The organism is Pseudomonas asplenii (assembly GCF_001293465.1).
Lineage (GTDB): Bacteria > Pseudomonadota > Gammaproteobacteria > Pseudomonadales > Pseudomonadaceae > Aquipseudomonas > Aquipseudomonas fuscovaginae_B.
Window position 1 is genome coordinate 219,901 of sequence record NZ_JSYZ01000003.1, and the last position, 24,372, is coordinate 244,272.

General features: G+C 63.7%; 24 protein-coding genes, 2 tRNA genes and 1 pseudogene. 11 read left to right on the top strand and 16 right to left on the bottom strand.

The window, feature by feature from the left end:
• Positions 1-47: 47 nt before the first annotated feature.
• Positions 48-123 (bottom strand) — tRNA-Thr (locus PF66_RS04935).
• 94 nt (positions 124-217) lie between these two features.
• A complete protein-coding gene (locus tag PF66_RS04940; RefSeq protein WP_054062050.1) occupies positions 218-1,618 on the bottom strand; it encodes a PLP-dependent aminotransferase family protein in 1,401 nt (466 codons plus the stop codon).
• Positions 1,619-1,774: 156 nt separating this feature from the next.
• On the opposite strand from PF66_RS04940, the gene PF66_RS04945 reads away from it, so the two are divergent.
• The 3 genes from PF66_RS04945 to PF66_RS04955 are packed head-to-tail and all read left to right on the top strand — an operon-like array spanning position 1,775 to position 3,286.
• Positions 1,775-2,251, top strand: a complete 477-nt coding sequence (locus PF66_RS04945; protein WP_054058025.1) for a carboxymuconolactone decarboxylase family protein — start codon at positions 1,775-1,777, stop codon at positions 2,249-2,251.
• Complete coding sequence (locus PF66_RS04950; RefSeq protein WP_054062051.1) at positions 2,241-2,687, top strand: GNAT family N-acetyltransferase; 447 nt, start codon at positions 2,241-2,243, stop codon at positions 2,685-2,687. Before PF66_RS04945 ends, PF66_RS04950 begins: the two co-directional genes overlap by 11 nt.
• On the top strand, positions 2,684-3,286 hold the full coding sequence (locus PF66_RS04955) for an FMN-dependent NADH-azoreductase (RefSeq protein WP_054062052.1): 603 nt from the start codon (positions 2,684-2,686) through the stop codon (positions 3,284-3,286). Before PF66_RS04950 ends, PF66_RS04955 begins: the two co-directional genes overlap by 4 nt.
• Before the next feature lie 248 nt (positions 3,287-3,534).
• Here the strand turns inward: PF66_RS04955 and PF66_RS04960 are convergent, their stop codons facing one another.
• The 5 genes from PF66_RS04960 to PF66_RS04980 form a co-directional block, all read right to left on the bottom strand.
• Positions 3,535-4,803: a methyltransferase gene (locus PF66_RS04960; protein ID WP_054062053.1), complete on the bottom strand. Its 1,269-nt coding sequence runs from the start codon at positions 4,801-4,803 to the stop codon at positions 3,535-3,537.
• A gap of 150 nt (positions 4,804-4,953) precedes the next feature.
• Positions 4,954-5,643, bottom strand: coding sequence for an ABC transporter permease (locus PF66_RS04965; protein ID WP_054058021.1), 690 nt, complete (start codon positions 5,641-5,643; stop codon positions 4,954-4,956).
• Positions 5,643-6,335 (bottom strand): ABC transporter permease, encoded by a 693-nt coding sequence (locus PF66_RS04970; RefSeq protein ID WP_054062054.1) that lies wholly within the window; start codon positions 6,333-6,335, stop codon positions 5,643-5,645. Before PF66_RS04970 ends, PF66_RS04965 begins: the two co-directional genes overlap by 1 nt.
• 80 nt (positions 6,336-6,415) lie before the next feature.
• A complete protein-coding gene (locus tag PF66_RS04975) occupies positions 6,416-7,171 on the bottom strand; it encodes an ABC transporter substrate-binding protein (RefSeq protein ID WP_054058019.1) in 756 nt (251 codons plus the stop codon).
• A 13-nt stretch (positions 7,172-7,184) separates the two neighbouring features.
• Entirely contained in the window at positions 7,185-7,958 is a 774-nt protein-coding gene (locus PF66_RS04980) for an ABC transporter ATP-binding protein (protein WP_017901599.1), read from the bottom strand.
• Between the two features lie 532 nt (positions 7,959-8,490).
• Between PF66_RS04980 and gabP the strand changes: the two genes are divergently transcribed.
• Positions 8,491-9,882: a GABA permease gene (gene gabP / locus PF66_RS04985; RefSeq protein WP_054062055.1), complete on the top strand. Its 1,392-nt coding sequence runs from the start codon at positions 8,491-8,493 to the stop codon at positions 9,880-9,882.
• Between the two features lie 105 nt (positions 9,883-9,987).
• Here gabP and PF66_RS04990 read toward each other — a convergent pair whose 3' ends face one another.
• The 6 genes and pseudogenes from PF66_RS04990 to PF66_RS05010 all read right to left on the bottom strand — a co-directional run bounded on the left by PF66_RS04990 (position 9,988) and on the right by PF66_RS05010 (position 14,695).
• Positions 9,988-10,383, bottom strand: a complete 396-nt coding sequence (locus PF66_RS04990) for a hypothetical protein (RefSeq protein ID WP_054058017.1) — start codon at positions 10,381-10,383, stop codon at positions 9,988-9,990.
• A gap of 101 nt (positions 10,384-10,484) precedes the next feature.
• Positions 10,485-10,676: pseudogene (locus tag PF66_RS31810) on the bottom strand (PDDEXK nuclease domain-containing protein); the annotation flags it as partial.
• 284 nt (positions 10,677-10,960) lie between these two features.
• Positions 10,961-11,036: transfer RNA gene (locus tag PF66_RS04995), tRNA-Phe, on the bottom strand.
• Positions 11,037-11,139: 103 nt separating this feature from the next.
• Positions 11,140-11,412, bottom strand: coding sequence for an oxidative damage protection protein (locus PF66_RS05000; RefSeq protein ID WP_054058016.1), 273 nt, complete (start codon positions 11,410-11,412; stop codon positions 11,140-11,142).
• The gene (gene mutY / locus PF66_RS05005; RefSeq protein ID WP_054058015.1) at positions 11,409-12,476 is read right to left on the bottom strand and encodes an A/G-specific adenine glycosylase; all 1,068 of its coding nucleotides are present in this window, start codon (positions 12,474-12,476) and stop codon (positions 11,409-11,411) included. Before mutY ends, PF66_RS05000 begins: the two co-directional genes overlap by 4 nt.
• Positions 12,473-14,695, bottom strand: a complete 2,223-nt coding sequence (locus PF66_RS05010; RefSeq protein ID WP_054062056.1) for an AsmA family protein — start codon at positions 14,693-14,695, stop codon at positions 12,473-12,475. The genes mutY and PF66_RS05010 overlap by 4 nt, the downstream gene beginning before the upstream one ends.
• A 389-nt stretch (positions 14,696-15,084) precedes the next feature.
• On the opposite strand from PF66_RS05010, the gene PF66_RS05015 reads away from it, so the two are divergent.
• The 7 genes from PF66_RS05015 (at position 15,085) to PF66_RS05045 (ending at position 20,760) form a co-directional block, all read left to right on the top strand.
• On the top strand, positions 15,085-16,746 hold the full coding sequence (locus PF66_RS05015) for an OFA family MFS transporter (RefSeq protein ID WP_054058013.1): 1,662 nt from the start codon (positions 15,085-15,087) through the stop codon (positions 16,744-16,746).
• A 135-nt stretch (positions 16,747-16,881) separates the two neighbouring features.
• Positions 16,882-17,475 (top strand): imidazoleglycerol-phosphate dehydratase HisB, encoded by a 594-nt coding sequence (gene hisB / locus PF66_RS05020; RefSeq protein WP_017903926.1) that lies wholly within the window; start codon positions 16,882-16,884, stop codon positions 17,473-17,475.
• A complete protein-coding gene (gene hisH, locus PF66_RS05025) occupies positions 17,475-18,113 on the top strand; it encodes an imidazole glycerol phosphate synthase subunit HisH (protein WP_054058012.1) in 639 nt (212 codons plus the stop codon). The genes hisB and hisH overlap by 1 nt, the downstream gene beginning before the upstream one ends.
• The gene (locus tag PF66_RS05030) at positions 18,113-18,373 is read left to right on the top strand and encodes a DUF2164 domain-containing protein (RefSeq protein ID WP_054058011.1); all 261 of its coding nucleotides are present in this window, start codon (positions 18,113-18,115) and stop codon (positions 18,371-18,373) included. The genes hisH and PF66_RS05030 overlap by 1 nt, the downstream gene beginning before the upstream one ends.
• A 41-nt stretch (positions 18,374-18,414) precedes the next feature.
• Positions 18,415-19,152 carry a 1-(5-phosphoribosyl)-5-[(5-phosphoribosylamino)methylideneamino]imidazole-4-carboxamide isomerase gene (hisA, locus tag PF66_RS05035; protein ID WP_054058010.1) on the top strand — a complete coding sequence of 246 codons (738 nt, stop codon included), beginning with the start codon at positions 18,415-18,417 and terminating at the stop codon, positions 19,150-19,152.
• Between the two features lie 9 nt (positions 19,153-19,161).
• Positions 19,162-19,932, top strand: a complete 771-nt coding sequence (hisF, locus tag PF66_RS05040) for an imidazole glycerol phosphate synthase subunit HisF (RefSeq protein WP_054058009.1) — start codon at positions 19,162-19,164, stop codon at positions 19,930-19,932.
• A gap of 72 nt (positions 19,933-20,004) precedes the next feature.
• Positions 20,005-20,760, top strand: a complete 756-nt coding sequence (locus PF66_RS05045; protein WP_054058008.1) for a substrate-binding periplasmic protein — start codon at positions 20,005-20,007, stop codon at positions 20,758-20,760.
• Positions 20,761-20,940: 180 nt separating this feature from the next.
• On the opposite strand, the gene PF66_RS05050 is transcribed toward PF66_RS05045, so the two are convergent.
• The 3 genes from PF66_RS05050 to PF66_RS05060 are packed head-to-tail and all read right to left on the bottom strand — an operon-like array spanning position 20,941 to position 24,371.
• Complete coding sequence (locus PF66_RS05050; protein WP_054058007.1) at positions 20,941-21,720, bottom strand: divergent polysaccharide deacetylase family protein; 780 nt, start codon at positions 21,718-21,720, stop codon at positions 20,941-20,943.
• Between the two features lies 1 nt (position 21,721).
• Positions 21,722-23,044, bottom strand: a complete 1,323-nt coding sequence (locus PF66_RS05055; protein WP_054058006.1) for a S41 family peptidase — start codon at positions 23,042-23,044, stop codon at positions 21,722-21,724.
• A gap of 31 nt (positions 23,045-23,075) precedes the next feature.
• Complete coding sequence (locus PF66_RS05060) at positions 23,076-24,371, bottom strand: murein hydrolase activator EnvC family protein (RefSeq protein ID WP_054058005.1); 1,296 nt, start codon at positions 24,369-24,371, stop codon at positions 23,076-23,078.
• Between the last annotated feature and the right edge of the window lies 1 nt (position 24,372).

Below are 24,372 nucleotides of genomic sequence, written 5' to 3' on the forward strand. Positions count from 1 at the left end.
TTTTCGGGGGTTCCAGAGATTTTGAAAGCTTTCTATGGAACCTTGAATGGTGCCGGCACCAGGAATCGAACCCGGGACCTACTGATTACAAGTCAGTTGCTCTACCATCTGAGCTATACCGGCATGTCAGGGCGACGATTATAGCGATTGGCGGGGTTCTGTAAACCCCTGATATTTGACTATTTTTGCGGGCCGGATGGCGGTCGAGCGCCGGGTATCAGCCGTCCTGGCGCGTTTCCCGGAGCACCGCCAGCAACCTTCCGGCTACCTCGTTGGCCTGTTCGGTCGAGGCCACGTTGGTAAAACCCATCAGCAAACCGCCCTCCTGTCCGGCTGTCAGTTGCCAGCGCGACAGGGGCTCGATCGCCAATCCATTCGCCTTCGCACGCTGGGCGACGTGGGTGTCCTGAACATCGATCAGCAGGCGTACCAGCAGGTTGATCCCGCCGGCCTGCGGGTCGACCTTGAGAAGGCCACCGCACACTTCTTCCAACGCCTTGACCAGCAGCGTCCGGCGCGCGCTGTACAGCTGGCGCATCTTCTTCAGGTGACGGGTGAAGTGGCCCTGGCCGAGAAAGTCGCTGACCGTTGCCTGCAGCAGCTCCGGGCAGCGGTTGCGCAGCAGCCGGGCACGCTGCTCGAAGCGTTCGATCTGCGCCCGTGGCACCACCAGGTAGGCCAGGCGCAGGCCGGGGAACAGCATCTTGCTGAAGGTGCCGGCGTACAGCACGCGGTCGTGCCGGTCCTGGCTCTTCAGGGCGGGCAGGGGGCGGCCGCGGTAGCGGAATTCGCTGTCGTAATCGTCCTCCAGTACCCAGCTCGACTGTTGCCCTGCCCAGTCGAGCAGCGCCTGACGGCGCGCCGGGCTCAGGGCCACGCCCAGCGGGCTCTGGTGCGCCGGGGTGACGACCGCCAGCCGTGCCGTCGGCGCCTGCTGGATGCCCTGCTGCACTTGCAGGCCATCGCCATCGACTGCTACCGGAACCAGCCTTACGCCGCGATTGAGCAGGAGCTGCCGGGCATGCAGGTAGCCGGGGTCTTCGAACCAGCAGTCCTGGCCGCTCATTTCCAGGCTCTCGCAGATCAGTTCGAGCACGGCGTTGTAGCCAGGGCAGATGAACACCTGGTCCGGCGTACAGTGCACGCCCCGGTACAACCCCAGGTATTGGGCGATGGCCGCACGCAGGGGCGCATGGCCGCGTGGGTCGCTGAAGCCGAGGCTGGCGATGTCGGTCTGGCGGGCGCGTTGGGTGATCAGCCGGGCCCAGAGTTTGCGCGGGAAGGCGTCCAGCGCCGGCATGCCCAGTTGCAGGGGCCGCGGGTGGTCCTGCTCGGTCTTGGTGGTGCCGGAGGGGGGCTGGGCCGGAGCCGCCGGCAGGTCCTGGGCGATGATGGTGCCGGCCTGGCCGCGGGCCGTCAGGTAGCCTTCGCTGACCAGCAGCGCATAAGCCGCCTCAACGGTACCCCGGGCCAGGTTGAGTTCGGCGGCCAGGGCGCGCACCGACGGCACCCGGTCGCCGGGGCGCAACTGGCCGTCGCCGATGGCGCCGCGAATGCGTCGATAGACCATCAGGTATTTCGGCAGGCCCGGTTCGGCGGCGGGGCTGGCTGGGGGCATGGGGTTTTCCGTGGTCAGGCACAACGGTTCAGTCTAAACCCATTGCGGCAGTGGAACATGTCCCAAGTGGCTTGTTCGATCTTGGCCCTGTCGGCACCGGGCGGTGCTCAGCAGACTGGGGGCCCGATCTTCGATGAGCCCACAAGGAAACCGACCATGACGCAACGTCTCGATTATTTCGCCGCCGCACCCCAGGGCTACAAGGCGCTGGGTGGTGTGAAGAGTTATGTACAGGGTTGCGGGCTGGCCGCGCAACTGATCGATCTGGTGTACCTGCGGGTCTCGCAGATCAACGGCTGTGCCTACTGCATCAACCAGCATTCGCGCGATCTGCTCAAGCTGGGCGTCAGTGCCGACAAGGTGCAACTGGTGCCGGTGTGGCGCGAGGCCGAGTCGCTGTTCGATGCGCGTGAGCGTGCTGCCCTGGCCTGGGCCGAGACGGTGACCCTGGTGCACCAGACCGCGATACCCGATGCGGAGTATCAGGCCGTTGCGGCAGTGTTCGGTGAAAAGGAGCTGGCTGACCTGACGCTTGCGATCGGCCTGATGAATGCGCTCAACCGCGTGGGTGTGGGTTTCCGGCTGGTGCCGCCCGGTGTCCGTGAGCATGAGGAGGCGGCCCGTGAACGGTGATCTGGAGTATCAACTGATCGAAAGCGAAGCCCGCTGTCGCGAATGTTTTGCGGTGATGCGTGAGTTGCGCCCCCAACTGGATGACGAACAGTCCTTCGTCGAGCAGGTGTTTCGCCAGGGTGAACAGGGTTATCGCCTGCTGGCGCTACGCGAGCAGGGGCAGGTGATCGGCCTGGCCGGCTTTCGGGTGACGGAGAATTTTCTCTACGGGCGCTTCGTTTATGTCGACGACCTGGTGGTGACCGCCTCACAGCAGCGGCGTGAGCTGGGGGCTGCCTTGCTGGAAGCGGTGCGGCGGCATACCCGCTCCCTGGGTTGTCGGTATCTGGTGCTCGATACCGGTCTGCATATGCCATTGGCGCAACGTTTCTATTTCCGCCAGGGGATGCTGGCCAAGGGCATGCACTTCTTTCAGGACCTGGAGCAGGCGGTATGAGCCGTGCGTTGTTGTTGAACTTCAGCCCCCATGGCACGGCCGCTCGCGGCTACCAGTTGGCCGCCGACGTGTTGCGGGACTGGCCCGGTGTCACTGAGGTGATCGAACGGCAGTTGGGGCGCGAGCCTTTGCCTGCGGTGACCCGCGACTATGCGACGGCCGTGACTGCGCTGGACGGGCAGGCCCCGGCCGTCGAGGTGTCCGAGCGGCAGATCGTCGAGTTGGAGAGCAGCGATCTGCTGGTGCTGTGTACGCCGCTGCACAACTTCACGCAGCCTGCGGCGCTGAAAGTGTGGGTCGATCATGTGGTGCGGATTCAGCGCAGTTTTGGCCGCAATGAAGCGGGGTTGAAGGTGGGCCTGCTCAGGGATCGGCCGACCTTCGTGCTGGTCAGCTCCGGTGGTTTCATTCAGGGGGAAAGGGCCAATCAGCCGGATTTTCTGACACCTTGTCTGACGGCACAGTTGGATTGCGTGGGCATTCGGCAGGTGAACTTCATCTATCTGCAGGGTTCGGTGCGGGGAGATGAGGCGGTGCGACGGGAGATGGTTGAGGCCAGGAAATGCTTTCTTGAGGGGCTGACGGCGGTGGTTTGTTGAGTTGAATGGCCGCCTTCGTTGGATCGCCAGCGAGCCGGCTACCCCAGGGATCGCGCGCTCTGCGGAAGGGGGAGTTATTGCCGTTGGCTTGGGGGCTTATGCACAAGTGGTGGGTCAGCGGCGCAACGAACGCAAGGATTTGTGAACGCGTTCTCAGCATGTTGCAACTGACTGTTTTCTCGTCGATTTATTCTGTGAACAAAAAATGACCAGCCGCCTGTCGGCGTTGCAGGTGTTGTCTTCAGGGGTTATCGGGCAAAAGCATCAACAGAGTTATCCACAGGCTGTGCCTGGCAATGTGACAGTTCGTCGCGTTCGGCCAGGAGCATCAGGTTGCGTGGCGTCAACGGGCTTTCGCAGAACTGGCCGAGGCGTACGCGGTAGCCCTGTGCTTCCAGGTACAACGCGCGGTCGAGCACCAGCCAGAGTTCCAGCGGGCGGCGGAACAGGCCGCGCAGCAGTTCCAGGTTGCGTACCTCGGCCAGCCGTTGCCAACCTGCTGCCTCCAGTTGCTCCCAATCCTGCTCGCCGACTGTGGATAACTCCTTGAGCGCGGCCAGGTCGCGGCAGTAGTCGGCGAAGGGCTTGTCCAGCCAGGCGCTGGGCAGCGACGGGGTGGGCAGGTAGTCATCGCTCTGGCGCAATCGGCGTTGCAGCAGGTCGAAGGCCAGGCGACGAGCCATGGAGCAGTCGCGCTGGCGGCGTACCCGGGCGCCTGCGGTCACGGTCTCGCTCAGGGGCAGGGCGAGGTCATCCAGGGACAGTTGCAGGCTGGACGCCTGGGCGGCGGTGGACAGGGGCTGGTAGTTCGCGGTGCCGATGCGGTTGTAGCAGCACGGAGCGATTGCCAGTTGTCCACAGCCGGCGTGGCTGGCCAGTTGCATCAGGCGCACATGCAGGTCGCCGCAGGCGTGCAGGGCGACCGGTGTGTGTTCGGCGTTCAGGCGCAAGCCGGCTTCGGCGGCCATGACGTCCTGCTGGACATGGCTGGCGGGCAGGTGGTGATGCTGGCTCAGTTGGGCGCCGCTGGCGACCAGGGCCGGGTCGTACTCCAGGCAGGTCAGTTGCTGGCCGGGCTGCAGCAATCGACGGCCGAGGTGGCCCTTGCCTGAGCACCAGTCGAGCCAATGGCCAGGTGTGCGGGCGAAATCGAGGCAGGCGGCGAAGGCTTCGATCTGCTGCCACTTACGGCCGGGGACGTCGACGTTCAGGCGTGGGCGGGCGGCTGGCAGCGGTTTGTCGGGGAGGTTGCCGACCGTGCCCAGCGCTGCGGCTTCGGCGGCCAGCTCCGGGAAGGGGGCCGGAGCGCCGAGTCGTTCCGGGTGGTTGTGGCTGCTTTCGGCGTCTTCGAGGCTGCGCTGGCGTAGCCAACTGGCAAGTTCCGGGTGTGCGGCCTCCCAGGGCAGTTGCAGGTGAGTGAAGGGCCGTGGGCGCCAGAGCTGCTGGTGGGCCGACAGGAAGGTGTCCAGGGCCTGGAAGCGGGTTTGCAGGGCGGGGCCTTGGAGGATGGGGGGCATGCTGGAGAGTCCGGGGTGTCGGGGTTGGCCTTTTCGCGGATGAATCCGGCCCCCCACAGTGTCGCACTGATCACAAGAGAGCCGGCTCCCGGAATCGCCAGAAATTTTCTTTGATGCAGGGGATTTCAAGTCCCCTGCTCTCCAATCGCATCAGCGCCCCTGGCAGGCGTCGACCCGCATCCAGCGCTCCAGCAGCTTGAACGCCTGCACCAGCAGGAACGAGATCACCAGGTAGAACACCCCGGCGGTGAAGAACATGTCCACCGTCAGGTAGTTGCGCGCGATGATGGTCCGGGTCATGCCGGTCAGTTCCAGCAGGGTCACGGTGCTCGCCAGCGAGCTGGCCTTGAGCATCAGGATCACTTCGTTGCTGTAGGCCGGCAGGCCGATGCGCGCCGCTCGTGGCAGGATGATGTAGAACAGTGCCTTGGGCCGCGACATGCCCAGCGCCCGCGCCGCTTCGATCTCGCCCGGCGGGATGGCCTGGATCGCGCCACGCAGGATCTCGGCGATGTAGGCGGTGGTGTGCAGGGTCATGGTTGCCGCCGCGCACCAGAACGGGTCGCGCAGGTAGGGCCACATGAAACTGTCGCGTACCACGTCGAACTGCGCCAGGCCGTAGTACACCAGGAACAGTTGCACCAGCAGCGGTGTGCCGCGGAAGAAGAAGATGTAGCCGTAGGGCAGCGAGCGCACGTACCAGAGCTTCGAGGCCCGGGCGATGCCCAGCGGCACGGCGAGGACCAGCCCCAGCACCACGGCGATGCCCAGCAGTTCCAGGGTCAGTGCCGCGCCCTGGAAGAACTTCGGCAGCCATTTGAGGATGACTTCCCATTCCATTATGTGGTCCTCACAAAACCGCGAGCGGCACGTTTTTCCAGCCAGTGCATGCCGATCATCGAGAGGATGGTCAGGCCCAGGTACATGAAGGCCGCCACCAGATAGAAGGTGAAGGGCAGCTTGGTGAACTGCACGGCGTTCTGCGCCTGGCGCATGATTTCTTCCAGGCTGATGACCGACACCAGTGCGGTGTCCTTCATCAGGATCATGAACAGGTTGCCCAGCCCCGGCAGGGCGATGCGCCACATCTGCGGCAGAATCAGCCGGGTGAAGATCCGTGGCCGTGACATGCCCAGCGCGACGCCGGCCTCACGATGGCCCTTGGGAATCGCCAGGATCGCCCCGCGGAACACCTCCGTGGCATAGGCGCCAAAGCACAGCCCCAGGGCAATCACCCCGGCGGCGAATGGGCTCAGGGCCAGGTCGGGGTTGCCGAAGCAGTCGCCCAGGGCGCTCATCAGGTTGACGGTGCCGTAGTAGATCAGCAGCACCCAGAGCAGTTCCGGCACGCCACGGACCAGGGTCGAATAGGTGCCCCCCAGCCAACGCAGCGGCTTGTACGGGGAAGTCTTGGCCAATGCGCCGAGCAGCCCGAGCACCAGCCCCAGGCACAGGGCACAGAGCGCGAGCTTGACGGTCATCAGCGCGCCGGCGGCAAGCGCCGGGCCGAATCCGTAGAGATCAATATTCATGGGCAAGGCAGGCTTTGCTTGGGGACGAGCGGCACCCGTCGGGCTCTATGGCCCTTCGGGGTGCCGGCCATCGGGGCGGGTCAGAGGATGCTGAACGGGAAGTACTTGTCGTTGATCTTCTTGTAGGTACCGTCGGCGATGATTTCCTTCAGTGCGGCGTTCAGGCGCTCACGCAGGGCGTCGTCCTTCTTGCGCACGGCGATGCCGATCTTGTCGCTTTCTTCCACCGGGTCGCCCTTGAATTCGTAGGCCTTGCCGGCGTCGCTCTTCAGCCACTCGTAGTTGACGTACTTGTCCGCCAGGATGGCGTCCAGGCGACCGGCCTGCAGGTCGAGGTAGGCGTTTTCCTGGGTATCGTAGAGCTTGATGGTGACATCGCTGCCCAGGTGGTCTTCCAGCCAGCTGCCGGCCAGGGTCGAACGCTGCGCGCCGATGATCTTGCCCTTGAGCGAGGCCTTGTCGGTCTTGAAGTCGGTGTCTTTCTTGGCTGCGATGAACTGCAGCTTGTTGGAGTAGTACGGGTCGGTGAAGTTGACCGCCTGCTTGCGCTCGTCGGTGATCGACATGGAGGAGATCAGGAAGTCGAACTTTTTGGTCTGCAGGGCCGGGATGATGCCGTCCCAGTCGGAGGTGACGACGGTGCACTCGACTTTCATCCTGGCGCACAGGGCGTCACCGATATCCTTGTCGAAGCCTACGACCTGGCCACTGGCGTCCTTGTTGTTGAACGGTGGGTAGGCGGCCTCGATGCCCATTTTCAGGGTCTCGGCCAGGGCGCTGGCACTGAAGGCCATGGAGACGGCAGCGGCCAGGAGGATTTTTTTGCAGGTCTGCATGCGTGTTGCTCCGTTAGCGGTTGCTGGACATGAATTGTTTGCAGCGCGCCGACTGCGGGTTCTCGAAGACCTGCTGCGGCGTGCCCTGTTCTTCCACCAGGCCCTGGTGGAGGAACACCACTTCACTGGATACCTGGCGGGCGAAGCCCATCTCATGGGTGACCAGCAGCATGGTACGGCCTTCTTCGGCCAGGGCGCGAATCACGTTGAGCACTTCCTGGACCATCTCGGGGTCGAGGGCCGAGGTCGGCTCGTCGAACAGGATGACCTTGGGTTGCATGGCCAGTGTACGGGCGATGGCCGCTCGCTGTTGCTGGCCGCCGGAAAGTTGGGCGGGGTAGGCGTGGCGCTTGTCGGCGATGCCGACCTTGGCCAGCAGCGCTTCGGCGATCTCGATGGCCTCGGCCTTGCTCTGGCCGAGCACCCGGCGCGGGGCCTCGATGATGTTGTCGAGGATGGTCATGTGCGGCCAGAGGTTGAAGTTCTGGAACACGAAACCGATTTCGCTGCGCAGGCGGTTGATCTGCCTGCCGTCGGCGGCCACCAGCTCACCGTTCTTCGCGGCCTTGAGCTTGAGTTCTTCGCCGTTGACCAGGATCTGCCCCTGGTGCGGGTTTTCCAGCAGGTTGATGCAGCGCAGGAACGTGGACTTGCCGGACCCTGAGGAGCCGAGGATCGAGATCACATCACCGTCACGGGCGGTCAGCGAGATACCCTTGAGTACCTCCAGCTCACCATAGCGTTTGTGCAAGTTGCGGATTTCAAGCGCGGGCGTGGCCTCAGCCATGTGCGTTCCTCATTGTTCATTGCGCTCCTGCTGTTGGCTGCCTTCCTGGCGAGCGCCAAGCTAGCATAGGGTTCGAACGGGGTAGGTCGGTGCCGTGGCAGGTTGTCGCATCGGCACAGCAGACTGTCGCCCCATCAACAACCGAACACCCGTTTGATCCGTCTTTACCTTGACCGTCGCGTCAAAAAGGGCGCGATGTTGCCAGCTTTGGCCGAGGGTTGGAAGGGTAAACCGGCTCAACGGACATTGCTTCGCCCTCAAATGGGGCGCGTTGACAAATTTTGCCTGTTTCCGGTGCGACCGGCGGGTCTGAATCTGGGTGGCTCGGTAACGTTCTGGCTAATAGCCATTAATCTCAAGGACTTGCGATTGCCCTTCGGTCGGCTGCCCGGGCCCCGGAAGCCGGGGGCTTGTAATATTTTGGCGCAAAATTTGCGTAAAAAATAAAACACGCCCCGTTGAGTTCCTTTTACAAGGTGGTCGGTAACGCGGGGTGGAATGAATAGCTCTTCATTGCACAGGTAATCTCCCAATGAGCGGTACGCATAATTCCAACAATCTGGAGCAAGGGCTCAAACCCCGGCATGTGACGATGTTGTCGATCGCCGGGGTGATCGGCGCCGGGCTGTTCGTCGGTTCCGGGCATGCGATTGCCGAAGCGGGGCCGGCCGTGCTGATGGCCTATGCCGCAGCGGGTGCGCTGGTGGTACTGGTGATGCGGATGCTGGCCGAGATGGCCGTGGCCTCTCCCGATACCGGTTCCTTCTCGACCTACGCCGACCGCGCCATCGGGCACTGGGCCGGCTTCACCATCGGCTGGCTGTACTGGTGGTTCTGGGTGCTGGTGATTCCGCTGGAGGCCAACGCCGCCGCGACGATCCTGCATGCCTGGTTCCCCAATGTGGCGATCTGGGCCTTTACCCTGGTCATCACCCTGTTGCTGACCGCGACCAACCTGTTCAGCGTGAAGAACTACGGTGAGTTCGAGTTCTGGTTCGCTCTGGTCAAGGTGGTGGCAATCATCGGCTTCATCGCGCTGGGCGTGCTGGCGATCTTCGGCCTGCTGCCGACCAGCCAGGTCAGCGGCGTGTCGCATCTGGTCGACACCGTGGGTTTCCTGCCGAACGGCCTGGGGGCGGTGCTGGCAGCCATGCTGACCACCATGTTCTCGTTCATGGGTACCGAGATCGTGACCATTGCCGCTGCCGAATCGAAGGATCCGGGCAAGCAGATCTCCAAGGCCACCAATTCGGTGATCTGGCGGATCGGCCTGTTCTACCTGGTGTCGATCTTCATCGTGGTGTCGCTGGTGCCGTGGAATGACCCGAGCCTGGCGGCTGTCGGTTCCTACCAGACCGTGCTGGATCGCATGGGTATCCCGAACGCCAAGCTGATCGTCGACCTGGTGGTGCTGGTTGCCGTGACCAGTTGCCTGAACTCGGCCCTGTACACCGCTTCGCGGATGCTGTTCTCCCTGGGCAAGCGCGGTGATGCACCGGCGATGTCCAAGCGCACCAATGCCAGCGGCACGCCCTACTGGGCGGTGATGCTGTCGACCGGTGCGGCGTTCCTCGCGGTGTTCGCCAACTACGTTGCGCCGGCGGCGGTGTTCGAGTTCCTGCTGGCCAGTTCGGGCGCGATCGCGCTGCTGGTGTACCTGGTGATCGCCGTGTCGCAACTGCGCATGCGTCGTCAGCGGGTCGCCAAGGGCGAGACGATCGACTTCAAGATGTGGCTGTTCCCGGGCCTGACCTGGGCAGTGATCGCGTTCATCGTTGCGGTGTTGACGGTGATGCTGTTCCAGGACGCCCATCGCGTGGAAGTGCTGGCTACCGGTCTGCTGAGCATCCTGGTGGTGGCGGCGGGGCTGTTGGTGTCGCGTCGGCGTCGGCTGGAGAAGGCCGGGCGTGTGGTGCTGAACTAAGCGCACTGGCTTGCCTGGGCCCCTTGCCAGGGGCTCTGTCGCCAGCAGGCCGACCTGCTGGCGATGTCCCAGGAGCCCTGAAGGGCGCCTCTCCTACTCTGTGGTCTAGTGCAGGGCCTGCGAGGCTGCCACATAGTCGGCCTGGAAGGCCGGGCTCTCGATCCAGGCCAATGCGGCCTCTTCGGTGCATTCTGTGGACCACTGACGGTACTCGAGCAGCGCCGACAGGATGAAGTCCGTCGCACCCTCGTCACCCTCCTGTTCAACCACCAATTCCAGCAGCGGGTCTTCCAGGAAGACGCGGCACATGGCCTGCTGGCTGGTGGCTTCGGCGTCGCGCATTCTCTTGAACAGGTCGGTCAGGTCGACCGATTCGAGATCGATCCGATCGTCGTCCACCGGCAGCGACTCGGCCGGCTCGCTGGCGCGACGGACACGGTTCTGCTTGGCCTTGGCTTTCGCCCGTTGTGCGCGTTTGTGTTGCTTGTTCTGGGATGCCATGGGCTGCGGTGCTTTGAAAAAGGGAACAAGCGCGAATTATCCCAGTGAACCGGGGGAATGCCAAAGTGCATTTTGTCGAGGGGGCAAGGTTGCTGGCGTTTCTGGCGCAGCAGCTTTTGAGTCGCCACCGCTCGCTCACGATCCAGCCCCGTGCGCAGCTCTTCCTCCGTTGGCAGTACCAGCTTGTACTTGCTGGCGAATAGTTGCTCATGTCCGTTGAGGGCCGAATAACGGACCAGCGACTCGTCTTTCTTCGAACACAGGATGATACGGACCGTCGGTCCGTCGTTCGGACGGTAGCGGGTCCAGCTCAATTCGTGGCGCAATGCGTCACACGTTGGGAAAGCTTTGTAGAAGAGTCGCGATGAAGGGCGTGGTGATGCTGTCGGAAGCGCACAGCGTTGCGGAGCAGCCGGAAGCTGTCCTCAGGCGTTTTCCTGGCGTTGGTCGCGAAACCTCGGCAGGTTTCGTCGACGCTGATGTCAGAAGCCGACGCTAGCAAATTCCAGGCAATAAAAAACCCGCACTGGGCGGGTTTTTTGTTTCAGCTGGCTTTGACACCACCTGAAGTAATAAGTGGTGCCCAGAGACGGAATCGAACCGCCGACACGGGGATTTTCAATCCCCTGCTCTACCGACTGAGCTATCTGGGCAACGGGGCGCATTAAAAGCGTTTTTCGAGGATGCGTCAAGCAAGATTTCAAAAAATTTTTAATTATTACCGTCGCTTACGACTCAAGCCTCGAAAACACGGGATCATTCAGCCGGTGGAACGTAGCCTTCGGCCTTGGCGTAATCCTCGCCGGAAAAGAACTTGTCCATCTCGCCCTGGATGTATTTGCGGTCGTCCGCATTCATCATGTTCAGGCGCTTCTCGTTGATCAGCAGGGTCTGGTGTTTCAGCCAGTCGCTCCAGGCCTTCTGGGAGACGTGGTCGAAAATGTCCTGGCCCTTGGCACCCGGATACGGTGGGCGATCCAGGCCTGGCAGTTCTTCGTGGTACTTGCGGCACATTACGGTGCGGGTCATGACGACTCTCCTGCATTCAAAACGTCGGCTGCGCGCTTGAGCAGCTTCTTCACCGGGGCAGCAAGGCCCAGGCGCGGCGGGGTGGCGAGGTTATACCAGAGCCAGTCGGCCTCGGCCACGTGATGGGCGGACTCCTCGACCCGCACCAGCCAGGGCTCGATATCCAGCTGGAAGTGGCTGAAGGTGTGGGTCAGGCCCGGCAGTGCCTGCTGCGGCCCCAGCTCCAGCGAGTGCTGCAGGGCCAGGTGCGGCAGGTCGTCCAGATCGTCCAGCTCCGGCAGGCTCCACAAGCCGCCCCAGAGGCCGCTGGACGGCCTGCGGTAAAGCAGGATGGCGCCTTCGCGGTTGGCCAGCAGCGGCATCAGCGTGCGCTTCTGTGGCACGCTCTTGCGCGGCTTGGGGATCGGGTAGCGGGTCTCCAGGCCGTACTTGTGGGCTTCGCAACCGCTCTCCAGGGGGCAGAGCAGGCAACTGGGCCTGCTGCGGGTACACAGCGTCGCACCGAGGTCCATCATCGCCTGGGTGTAGTGGTTGACCCGGGTCTGCGGCGTGAACAGCTCGGCGTTGGCCCACAGCTGTTTCGCCACCTTGGGCTCGCCCGGGTAGCCCTCCTGGGCGGTGTAGCGGGCCAGCACGCGCTTGACGTTGCCGTCGAGGATCGGTGCGCGGATGCCCATGCTGATACTGGCGATGGCCCCGGCGGTGGAGCGGCCGATGCCTGGCAGCTCGGTGAGCTTCTCGACATCCCGCGGGAATTCGCCGCCATGTTCGGCGACGACGATCTTCGCGGTCTTCTGCAGGTTGCGCGCCCGGGTGTAGTAGCCCAGGCCGGTCCACAGGTGCAGCACTTCATCTTCCGGCGCGGCCGCCAGGGCTTCGACGGTCGGCAATGAAGCCATGAACCGGTCGAAGTAGTTCAGCACGGTGCTGACCTGGGTCTGCTGCAACATGATTTCCGACACCCATACCCGGTAAGGGTTGATGTCCTGCTGCCAGGGCAGGTCATGACGGCCGTGGCGGTCGTACCAGTCCAGCACCGCCGTGGAAAACTGCTCGGCTCTCATCGTTTGAACAGCCCCTTGATCGCGTTCTTCAGTTCCGGGCTGACCTTGTCGCCGAGTTTCTCGTCGATCTTTTCGCTCAGCTTGTTACCGGCCGCACGTGCGGCCACCTGGCCGAGGCCGTCCTTGTCGATGCGGCAGGCCTTGGCGCCCAGCTCCAGCGGACCGCGGCAGCGCAACGGCCACTCGATGTCGGCGAAATTCTCGCCGACCTGGCAGGCCGGGTCCGGCATGTCGCTCTTGTCGCCCTCGACGATGACGCCGATGCGGTGGTCCATGCCCAGCACCCGCAGGTCGATGTCGCCGTTGCCGTTGACGGTCAGGCCGGGGATGCGGACTTTCAGGTCGGGGTTGCTGGCGACGCCATTGCGGATACTCAGGCTGCCCTTGAGTTCCTGGAATGGAGTGTCCTTGCCGCGCGGTTCGCTGCTCAGGGTCTTGCGGTTGAGCAGGGCGATACCGGTGCAGAGCTGCTGTTCCAGGTTGGCGTTGAGCAGCACGCCGTTGTTGAGGACGAAACTGGCGGTGCCGTTGAGGCTGTCGACCAGCGCCTTTTCGCTGTTGCCGGTACCGCTCAGGTTGCTGTCGAGGGTGATCGCGCCCTTGATCGGCGGCTTCTGTCCCTGGGCCTGCAACACGCGTTCGACCGGCACCCGGTTCAGCCGGGTCTGCAGGTTCAGTCGCGGTGTGTCATTGCGGGCATCGAGACTGCCCTTGCTGTCGAAACTGCCGTTGTAGAGCTCGCCGCGCAGGCTGGCGAGGGTCAGCAGGCCACCCTGCCCGGTGGCCTTGAGGGCGGCGTTGTCGATCGGCAGCTTCTTCAGGGTCAGTTGGTCGAAGCTCAGGTCGGCGTCCAGGTCGAGGCTGCGCAGGCGCTCGATCGGCAGCAGCCGGTCGTTGCTCCAGGCACCCTTGGTTGGTGAGTCGGGCAGCGGCGTGGTGCCGCCGACGGCATTCGCTTCGCTGCTCTGGACTTCGGCCTGGCGCGCCTTCGAGGCGCTGTCGGCATCGGCCGACTTCGCCGGCAGGTAGCGGTCGGCGTCGAACTTGTCGCCCTTGAGCTGTACGCGCAGGGCCTGCTTGGCGAAGTCTTCGACGGCAACGCGGCCGCTGAAGGTGCTGTCGTCGAGTTTCAGGTTGATGTTGTTCAGTTCCAGGCTGCTCGGCGTGCCGCTCAGGCGGGTCACCAGCTCGACCTTGCTCAGGCTGCCATCGGCCACCGGTGGCAGTGGCTGGCCGATGCTGTCGAGGAACTTCATCAGGTCGAACTGGGCAATCGACAGGCCGCCACTGACCTGCGGGGTCTTGTCGAGGTCACGGGCCTTGAGTTCGCCGATGGCGCGCAACTGGTTGGCCGACAGCTTGAGGCTGGTCCACTCGGCGATATTGGCGGCCATGTCCACCAGCAACTGCCCCTGCATCGAGAAGGTCAGGCTCTTGCCCTGCAGCGGATCGCCCGAGGCTTCGCCGCTCAGGCGCATGTCTTCGAACTGGTAGCGCTTGAGGGCGCGGTCGAAGCGCAGGTTGCCGCCCAGTTCGGTCCGGGCCCGCAGTACCGGCTGGTTGGTGCCGAAGAACGCCGTCAGCTTGACCGCGATTTCCTTGCCTTCATGAACCGGTCCGGTGCTCAGCTGGATGCTTTCCGAGGTGATCTGGCGACCGGTCTTCTCATCGTTGAATTCGACCCGGGCGTTGTTCACCGTCAGGCTGTCGATGTCCATGCGGATCGGCTGCGAGGGCTTTTCGGCCTCGGCACTGCCGCCACCCTGTGACGTGCCGGTGGCCTGTTCCGCCGTGCCGGCCGCTGTCGCGCTCGGCAACGGCCGACCGATATCTTCCCAGTTGCCGTGGCCGTCCTTGTCGCGGTTGAGCATCAGGTTCAGGCCCTCGACGCGCACGTCGCTCATCTGCACTTCGCGGCGCAGCAGTGGCAGGACACGCACCGACAGGCCGAGCATCTGCAGATCGGCGAACGGTTTGCTCGGGTTGTTCAGGGTCGCCACGCTGGCGTCATGCAGTTCCAGGCCCAGCCACGGGAACAGGCTCCAGCCGATGTCACCATTGAGGGTCAGCTCGATGTGGGCCTTGTCGCGGGCTATCTGGCGAATCTCGTTCTTGTAGTCGTTGGGATCGAACCAGTGGGTGAGCGCGAAGCCCAGCGCCACGATGATCAGCAACAGTCCGAGAAGTACCAGACCCAGGATTTTGCCGAACGCTTTCATGGGCGAATCCTTGTGTTGAGTCGAATTTGAAGTCAGCTGGCGAGTATAACGCTACGAGCATGCTCGGTTGGCGCTAGGTTGTTGACGATTGTGACTCGCCCGGAGCATCTGTGGGCGTCATCGCCAGCCCGCCCGCTCGCGCAAGGGGAGAGCAAAATCATTTCCCGCGGAGCGGAAGTGGCACTGCGGTGCAGTTTGATTGCAAAAGACGATATCAGTTTGCTTTATCTGTAACGCGCAAGTGGTAATCTCTCGCAGTTCGCCTGTCTTTCTGCGGCCTATTGTCGCGTTTCGGAGCTTCATTTCAATAAAACGACCACGCCTGCGTGCACGAAGGTTGGGAATGAGGTGTGTCCGGCGGACCACAATTCCAATGGGGGAAAACACCAATGAGCACTAGCATTACGGCGGGCAGCCTTGCCGCCGAGCCGGCGTTCCTGTCCAAGGAACGCATCATCGCCAAGCCCGGTTTCAACCGCTGGCTGGTTCCACCGGCCGCCCTGGCCATTCACCTGTGCATCGGCATGGCCTATGGCTTCTCGGTGTTCTGGCTGCCACTGTCCAAGGCCCTGGGCATCACCGCCCCGGTCACCTGTGGGGCGGATATCGGCTTTTTCGAGCAGGTGTTCTCGTCGCAATGCGACTGGCCGATCTCGATGCTCGGCTGGATCTACACCCTGTTCTTCATCTTCCTCGGCTGCTCGGCGGCGATCTGGGGTGGCTGGCTGGAGCACGCCGGGCCGCGCAAGGCCGGTGTGGTTTCGGCGCTGTGCTGGTGCGGCGGCCTGCTGATTTCCGCGCTGGGCATCCATACCCATCAGATCTGGCTGATGTGGCTCGGTTCGGGCGTGATCGGCGGTATCGGCCTGGGCCTGGGCTACATCTCGCCGGTCTCGACCCTGATCAAGTGGTTCCCGGACAAGCGTGGCATGGCTACCGGCATGGCGATCATGGGCTTCGGTGGTGGTGCGATGGTCGGTGCGCCGCTGGCGACCGCGCTGATGGGCCACTTCGCTTCGCCGACCAGTGTCGGCGTGTGGCAGAGCTTCGTCGCGATGGCGGCGATCTACTTCGTCTTCATGATCGGCGGTGCTCTGGCCTACCGCGTGCCGCCAACCGGCTGGAAGCCCGAGGGCTGGACCGCGCCGGCGAAGAAGACCAGCAACGCGATGATCACCAACCGCCACGTGCATGTGAACGTGGCCTGGAAAACCCCGCAGTTCCGCCTGGTGTGGCTGGTACTGTGCCTGAACGTTTCCGCCGGCATCGGCATCCTTGGCATGGCTTCGCCGCTGCTGCAGGAAGTGTTCGCCGGCAAGCTGCTGGGTAACGACCTGAGCTTCAGCCAGCTGGACGCCACGCAACTGGCGCAGATTGCCGCGATCGCCGCCGGCTTCACCGGCCTGCTGAGCCTGTTCAACATCGGTGGCCGGTTCTTCTGGGCCTCGTTCTCCGACTACATCGGCCGCAAGGCGACCTACTTCGTGTTCTTCGCTCTGGGCTTCGCGCTCTACGCCTCGGTACCGAGCCTCGGTCACCTGGGCAGCGTCGCGCTGTTCGTGGCGGCATTCTGCGTGGTCCTGTCGATGTACGGCGGCGGTTTCGCCACGGTGCCGGCCTACCTGGCGGACCTGTTCGGCACGCAGATGGTCGGTGCGATCCACGGTCGCCTGCTGACCGCCTGGGCCGCGGCCGGCGTGCTCGGTCCGGTGCTGGTGAACTACCTGCGCGAGTACCAGTTGAGCATCGGTGTACCGCGGGCTGCCGCCTACGACATCACCCTGTACATTCTCGCCGGCCTGCTGGTGCTGGGTTTCATCTGCAACCTGCTGGTGCGTCCGGTGGCCGACAAGTACTTCATGACCGACGCCGAACTGGCCGCCGAACAGGCGCTGGGTCATGACAAGGGCGCCGATGGCAGCACCGTGCTGGAGTGGAAAGCCGCACCGGGCAGCAAGCCCCTGGCGATTGCCGCCTGGCTGGTGGTGGGCATTCCGCTGGCCTGGGGTGTCTGGATCACCCTGCAAAAGACTGCCGTACTGTTCCACTAAGCGGTTGTCCTGACAGGTATAGCCCTGACGGTGCTGGTTTCAGCCCGTCAGGGAACTCACCTTCCATGTTTCTGTTTGCCGTCCGCACGCCTATAATGATCGCCTTTTTCGCCCAATGATTTTGCGGAGCTGGTGATGGCCGAACGTAAGGCGTCCGTCGAGCGCGACACCCTGGAAACCCAGATCAAAGCCTCGATCAACCTGGATGGCACCGGAAAGGCTCGATTTGATATCGGTGTGCCTTTTCTTGAACACATGCTCGACCAGATCGCCCGTCACGGGCTGATCGACCTGGATATCGAAAGCAAGGGCGACCTGCATATCGACGACCACCACACCGTGGAAGACGTCGGTATCACCCTCGGCCAGGCCTTCACCAAGGCCATCGGCGACAAGAAGGGCATCCGCCGCTACGGCCATGCCTATGTGCCGCTGGACGAAGCGCTGTCGCGCGTGGTCATCGATTTCTCCGGCCGTCCCGGCCTGCAGATGCACGTGCCGTTCACCCGCGCCACCGTGGGCGGTTTCGACGTCGACCTGTTCCAGGAGTTCTTCCAGGGCTTCGTCAACCACGCCAACGTCACCCTGCACATCGACAACCTGCGCGGGCACAACACCCATCACCAGATCGAAACCGTCTTCAAGGCCTTCGGCCGCGCCCTGCGCATGGCCGTCGAGCTGGATGACCGCATGGCCGGGCAGATGCCCTCCACCAAGGGCGTGCTCTGATGCAGACAGTGGCGGTTATCGATTACGGCATGGGCAACCTGCACTCGGTGGGCAAGGCCCTCGAGCACGTCGGTGCCGGCAAGGTGCTGATCACCAGCGACGCGGCGGTGATTCGCGAGGCGGACCGGGTGGTTTTCCCCGGCGTCGGCGCAATTCGCGACTGCATGGCGGAGATTCGTCGCCTGGGCTTCGACTCGCTGGTGCATGAAGTCAGCCAGGACCGGCCGTTCCTCGGCATCTGCGTAGGCATGCAGGCCTTGCTCGATCGCAGCGAGGAGAACGAGGGCGTCGACTGCATCGGCCTGTTCCCCGGCCAGGTGAAGTTCTTCGGCAAGGACCTGCAGGAAGACGGCGCGCACCTGAAGGTCCCGCACATGGGCTGGAACGAAGTGAAGCAGGCGGTGGATCACCCCCTGTGGCACAACATTCCGGACCTGGCACGGTTCTATTTCGTGCACAGCTACTACATCGCCGCCGGCAATCCGCGGCAGGTGGTGGGCAACGGTCACTACGGTGTCGATTTCGCCGCGGCGCTGGCCGATGGCTCGCGTTTCGCCGTGCAGTTCCACCCGGAGAAGAGCCACACCCATGGCCTGCAGTTGCTGCAGAACTTCGCTGCCTGGGACGGCCGTTGGTAATGGCCGCGAAGAAGGGCAAGCCGCCGTTGTTGACGCTGACTCCCGAACAGGAAAGCGAGGCTTGCCGCAAGATCAAGCGGTTCATGGAGGATCGCTTCGAGCTGGACCTGGGTTCGTTCGAGGCGGCTGAAGTCCTCGAACTGTTTACCCGCGAAATTGCTCCGCACTATTACAACAGGGCGATTTTCGATGTGCAGACGCACCTTAAGGAAAGGTTCGAGAGCATCGAAAGCGACCTGTGGGCGCTCGAGAAAAACTGATTTCCGAGTGAAGCTGAAAAAACGACTTTAAGGTTTGCCAGATGCTGATTATCCCCGCTATCGATCTCAAGGACGGTGCCTGCGTCCGTCTGCGCCAGGGCCGCATGGAAGATTCCACGGTGTTCTCCGATGACCCGGTGAGCATGGCTGCCAAGTGGGTGGAGGGCGGCTGCCGTCGTCTGCATCTGGTCGACCTGAACGGCGCCTTCGAAGGCCAGCCGGTCAATGGCGAGGTGGTTACCGCCATCGCCAGGCGCTACCCGCACCTGCCGATCCAGATCGGCGGTGGCATCCGCTCGCTGGAGACCATCGAGCACTACGTGAAGGCCGGTGTGAGCTACGTGATCATCGGCACCAAGGCGGTCAAGCAGCCCGAGTTCGTCGCCGAGGCCTGCCGTGCGTTCCCCGGCAAGGTGATCGTCGGCCTGGATGCCAAGGACGGCTTCGTTGCCACCGATGGCTGGGCGGAAGTCAGCTCGGTGCAGGTGATCGACCTGGCCAGGCGTTTCGAGGCTGACGGCGTGTCCGCGATCGTCTACACCGACATCGCCAAGGACGGCATGATGCAGGGCTGCAACGTGCCCTTCACCGCCGCCCTGGCCGCCGCCACCCGCATACCGGTGATCGCCTCCGGCGGTATCCACAACCTGGGCGACATCAAGACCCTGCTGGACGCCAAGGCTCCGGGCATCATCGGTGCGATCACCGGCCGGGCGATCTACGAAGGCACCCTGGATGTCGCCGAGGCGCAAGCCTTCTGCGATTCCTACACTGGCTGAGGACTGACCATGGCGCTGGCCAAACGCATCATCCCTTGCCTGGACGTCGACAACGGTCGCGTGGTCAAGGGCGTCAAGTTCGAGAACATCCGCGATGCCGGTGACCCGGTGGAAATCGCCCGTCGCTACGACGAGCAGGGCGCGGACGAGATCACCTTCCTCGATATCACCGCCAGCGTCGATGGCCGTGATACCACGCTGCATACCGTCGAGCGCATGGCCAGCCAGGTGTTCATCCCGCTGACCGTGGGCGGTGGCGTGCGTACCGTGCAGGACATCCGCAACCTGCTCAACGCCGGTGCCGACAAGGTGTCGATCAACACCGCGGCGGTGTTCAACCCCGAGTTCGTCGGCGAGGCGGCCGATCGCTTCGGCTCGCAGTGCATCGTCGTCGCCATCGACGCCAAGAAGGTTTCGCAGCCGGGCGAAACCCCGCGCTGGGAGATCTTCACCCACGGCGGGCGCAAGCCGACCGGGCTGGATGCGGTGGAGTGGGCGAAGAAGATGGAAGGCCTGGGGGCCGGTGAGATCCTGCTCACCAGCATGGACCAGGACGGCATGAAAAGCGGCTTCGACCTCGGCGTGACCCGTGCCATCAGCGATGCCCTGGGCATTCCGGTGATCGCCTCCGGCGGCGTCGGCAATCTCCAGCACCTGGCCGACGGTATCCTTGAAGGCCATGCCAGCGCCGTGCTGGCTGCGAGCATCTTCCACTTCGGCGAATACACCGTGCCCGAAGCCAAGGCCTATATGGCGCAACGCGGTATCGTGGTCCGCTGAATACAGGGATCACTGGACAGCATGGCGGGCCCGGGCCACTCTTGGGCACGCCATGGACTTCGGTAGTACAGCATGCTCAAACGTCTTCTACTGGCCGTCGCCGGCACCTCGCTGCTGCTGACAGGGCCCGCCTTCGCGCAGGAAAGCACCGATACTTCGCTGGTCCTGCTGACCGAGAACTTCCCGCCGTACAACATGGCGAAGAACGGCAAGAACTTCGCCCAGGACGAGAATATCGAAGGCATTGCCGTGGATATCGTCCGCGAGACCTTCAGGCGCGCCGATATCCGCTACAGCCTGACCCTGCGCTTTCCCTGGGAACGGATCTACAAGCTCGCCCTGGAGCAGCCCGGCTACGGGGTGTTCGTGATGGCACGCCTGCCGGAGCGCGAGACCCTGTTCAAATGGGTCGGGCCGATCGGCCCGGATGACTGGGTGATGCTTGCCCGCGCCGACAGCAAGCTGGCGCTGACGGCGCTGGCGCAGGCGCGCAAGTACAAGGTCGGTGCCTACAAGGGCGATGCCATTGCGCAAACCCTGGCGCGCCAGGGGCTGGAGCCGGTACTGGTACTGCGCGACCAGGACAATGCCCGGAAACTGGTGGACGGGCAGATCGACCTCTGGGCCACCGGCGACCCGGCAGGACGCTTCCTGGCGCGTCAGGAAGGGGTGACGGGGCTCAAGACCGTGTTGCGTTTCAACAGCGCCGAGCTCTACCTGGCGCTGAACAGGGAGGTGCCGGACGAAGTGGTCGCCAGGCTGCAGGCGGCGCTGGATCAGTTGCGCAAGGAAGGCAAGGTCGACGAGATCATGGCCCGCTACCTGTAGAGCGCGTTATCGTTCTTCGCGGATACAGAGGTAGTGTGGACAATGACACGCACTGTAGGAGCAAGGCTTGCCTGCGAAGAGGCCAGTGCGGCCACTAAAAGCTTCGCGGGCAAGCCCGGCTCCTACAGTCCTGCGGCGACCACATTGTATAGGGTTTGTCCGCGAGAGGTCGCCGGATAACTAGCGGTAGACCCCATTCCTGCCATGCCCCGAAGTGGCCTGGTTGCCCCGCAGGGCAATCATCGAGCGGATGTCGATCCACTCCACGCCCTGCTCCTTGAGCCTGGGCAATTCACGCTCCAGCACCGCCAGCGTCTGCGGATACGGATGGCCGATCACCACCGCGCTACCCTGCTTGTGCGCCAGCCTGATCGCGGTCTGCAACTGCGCGGTGATCGCCGGCTCGGTGCGTTCGTTATCCAGGAACACATCCCGCGACACGCTCGCCAGGCCGATCTTCTGCGCTTCGGAGGCGGCAACCGTCCTGGCGCTGGTGCGGCTGTCGACGAAGAATTTGTTGCGCCGCTGCAGCTCGCCCATCAGCCAGGCCATGGCGACCGGTTCGGCAGTCATGCGGCTGCCCTCGTGGTTGTTGATGCCGCTGGTGTAGGGCACGGCCAGGAACGCCGCTGCCAGGCGTTTCTGCAGTTCTTCCAGAGGCAGCTCGGGATGCCAGGCGAATGGTCCGGTGGCCGGGTCCATCGGCATGTGCAGCATGACGACCTTGCCGGCCTGGTGCGCCTCACGGGCCAGCTCGGCGGCGTGGGGCGTGTCGGGCATGATCGACGGGGTGATCGGGCCGGGCAGGGCCAGCACGCGACGATCCCGGGGCAGGTTCTGCCCCAGGTCATCGATGATCACGGTCAGGTAGGCTTTCGCCGGGGCAGGCGTTTCGGTCGGCGTTGCCTGGGCAACGCCGATCAGGCAGCCGAACAGCGCCAGCAGGGTCCAGCGCCGCATCTCAGTTGCCGCGCGTGACGCTCAGGCCCTTGAGCAGGCTCAGCGCCTGGCTCAGCTGGTAGTCGTCGTCCTGCAGGCGGGCCTTGCCCTTGGCCGACTTGACGCTCGGCCGGTCGGCACCGCCGTTGCCGTTGCCCAGGTGACCCTGCAGGTCGGCTTCCTTGAAGGTTTCGTCGTCCTGGGCACCGGTGACCTTGGCCTGGCGGACCTCGATGTCCGGGATGATGCCCTGGGCCTGGATCGAGCGGCCGTTCGGGGTGAAGTACAGCGCGGTGGTGAGTTTCAGCGCGCGGTCGTTGCTCAGCGGCAGCACGGTCTGTACCGAGCCCTTGCCGAAGCTGGTGGTCCCCATCAGCACCGCACGCTTCTGGTCCTGCAGCGCGCCGGCGACGATTTCCGAAGCCGAGGCGCTGCCGCCGTTGATCAGCACCACCATCGGCGAGGCGTCGCTCTCGTCGTGGCCGGTGGCCGAGAAGCGCAGCTCGGAGTTGGCGATGCGGCCCTTGGTGTAGACGATCAGGCCCTTGGTGATGAAGTGGTCGACCACTTCCACTGCGGCCTGCAGGACGCCGCCGGGGTTGTTGCGCAGGTCGAGGACGATACCGTTGAGCTTCTTGTTGCCGTTCTCCTTGCGCAGCGTGGCCAGGGCCTTGGACACCTCTTCACCGGTCTTGACCTGGAACTGGGTGATGCGGATGTAGCCGTAGCCGTTCTCCAGCATCTGGCTGCGCACGCTCTTGGTGCGGATGATGGCCCGGGTCAGGGTCACGTCGAACGGCGTGCCGCCGTTGCGCACCAGGGTCAGGGTGATCTTCTGGCCGACCTTGCCGCGCATCTTGTCGACGGCTTCGGTCATGGTCTGGCCGCGGGTCGGCTGGCCGTTGATCTTGACGATCAGGTCACCGGCCTCGATACCGGCCTTGGACGCCGGGGTATCGTCGATCGGCGAGACCACCTTGACGAAGTTGTCCTCCATGCCGACCTCGATACCCAGGCCGCCGAATTCGCCGCTGGTGTCTTCCTGCAACTGGGCGAAGTCTTCCGGGCCCAGGTAGGCGGAGTGCGGGTCAAGGTTGCTGAGCATGCCCTTGATGGCGTTTTCCAGCAGGGTCTTGTCGTCCACCGGCTCGACATAGGCGGCCTTGATCCGGTCCATGACCTCGGCGAAGGTGCGCAGCTCGTCGAGCGGCAGCGGGGCCTTGGCGGTGACGACAGGAGCGGCCGCCGGAGCGGGCTGGGCAGGTTGCGCAGCGAACGCGTGGGGCGCGCCGATCACGAGGGCGATCGTCAGGGCCAGCGAGGTGAGGCGGGACAAATGCAGCATGTCGAACGAACTCCTAAATAAGGTACGGCGCCTATCCTTGCGCGCGACACCATTGGGCCGGATCACTCGGGTGACCCTGCTGACGTATAGCGAAATACAACGCCGGTGCCTCCTGACCGCCACTGTTGCCTACAGTAGAGATCGACTCACCGGCTTTTACCACATCCCCCGCCGATTTAAGCAGGGTCTGGTTGTGGCCATACAAACTCAGGTAGCCGTTGCCATGATCCAGGATCACCAGCAAACCGGCACCGCGCAGCCAGTCGGCGAACACCACGCGCCCCCCATGCACGGCATGCACCTGGCTGCCGGCGGCGGCACCGATCATCACGCCGTCCCACTTGCTACGGGCGTCATCACCGCGGGTTTCTCCGAAGCGTGCCAACAATCGACCATCAACTGGCCATGGAAGTTTGCCGCGGGCTGCAGCAAAAGGGCCGCCGAAGGATTCTCCGGCGCTGGAAACCAGTGGGCCGGGCGTCGAGCGCGGCGGCTTTCGCGGGCTGTCGTCATCACGATCGGCCAGGGCCTGGGCCTCACGCTGGCGCTTTTTTTCCGCTTCCTGCTGGGCGAGCAGCGCTTTCTGGCGCGCTTCCTCCGCCTCACGGGCCTGGCGTGCCAGGGTTTCCTCGATGGTCTTGAGGACTTTCGACAGGTCGGCCTGGTCCTGTTCGCGGGCGGCGAGCTTCTGGTCGCGGTCCTTCACATCCTGGTTGAGCTTGGCCAGGGCGGCCTGGCGTTCCTGGCGGACTTTCTCCAGTTCTTCACGCTGGCTGTCGAGGTTGCCTTTCTGCACCAGCAGTTGTGCCTGCTGCAGGTTGATGTCCTTTTCGACATTGGCCAGCTGGCGCAGGGTTTCGTTGAAGTTCTTCAACTGCTCCAGGCGCGCCTGGCTCAGGTAGTCGTAGTAGGTGAGGGTGCGGGCGAATTTTTCCGGATTCTGCTGGTTGAGCAGCAGCTTGATGTATTCCTGGCGGCCGCTCTGGTAGGCGGCGCGGGCCTGGATGGCGATCAGGTGTTGCTGTTCAGTGCGCGCGCTCTGGAGTTTTTTTTTCTCCCCGTCGAGCCGCTGCAGTTCGCTCTCGCTCTTCTTCAGCTCTTTCTGCAGGGCTTCGACCTGCTTTTCCAGCTTGCCCATCTCGGTTTCGGTGCCGCGCAGGTCTTTCTGCACGCCGGACTTTTCTTCCTGCAGCTTGCCCAGCAGCTTCTTCAGCTCGGCAATGTCCTGGCGCGTGGCCTCCAACTGCTGTTGGGTTTGCGCGCGCTCGTCGGCGAAGGCCGGTTGGAACAGGCAGATCAGGGCTAGGGCGATAAGGGCGCGAAGCATG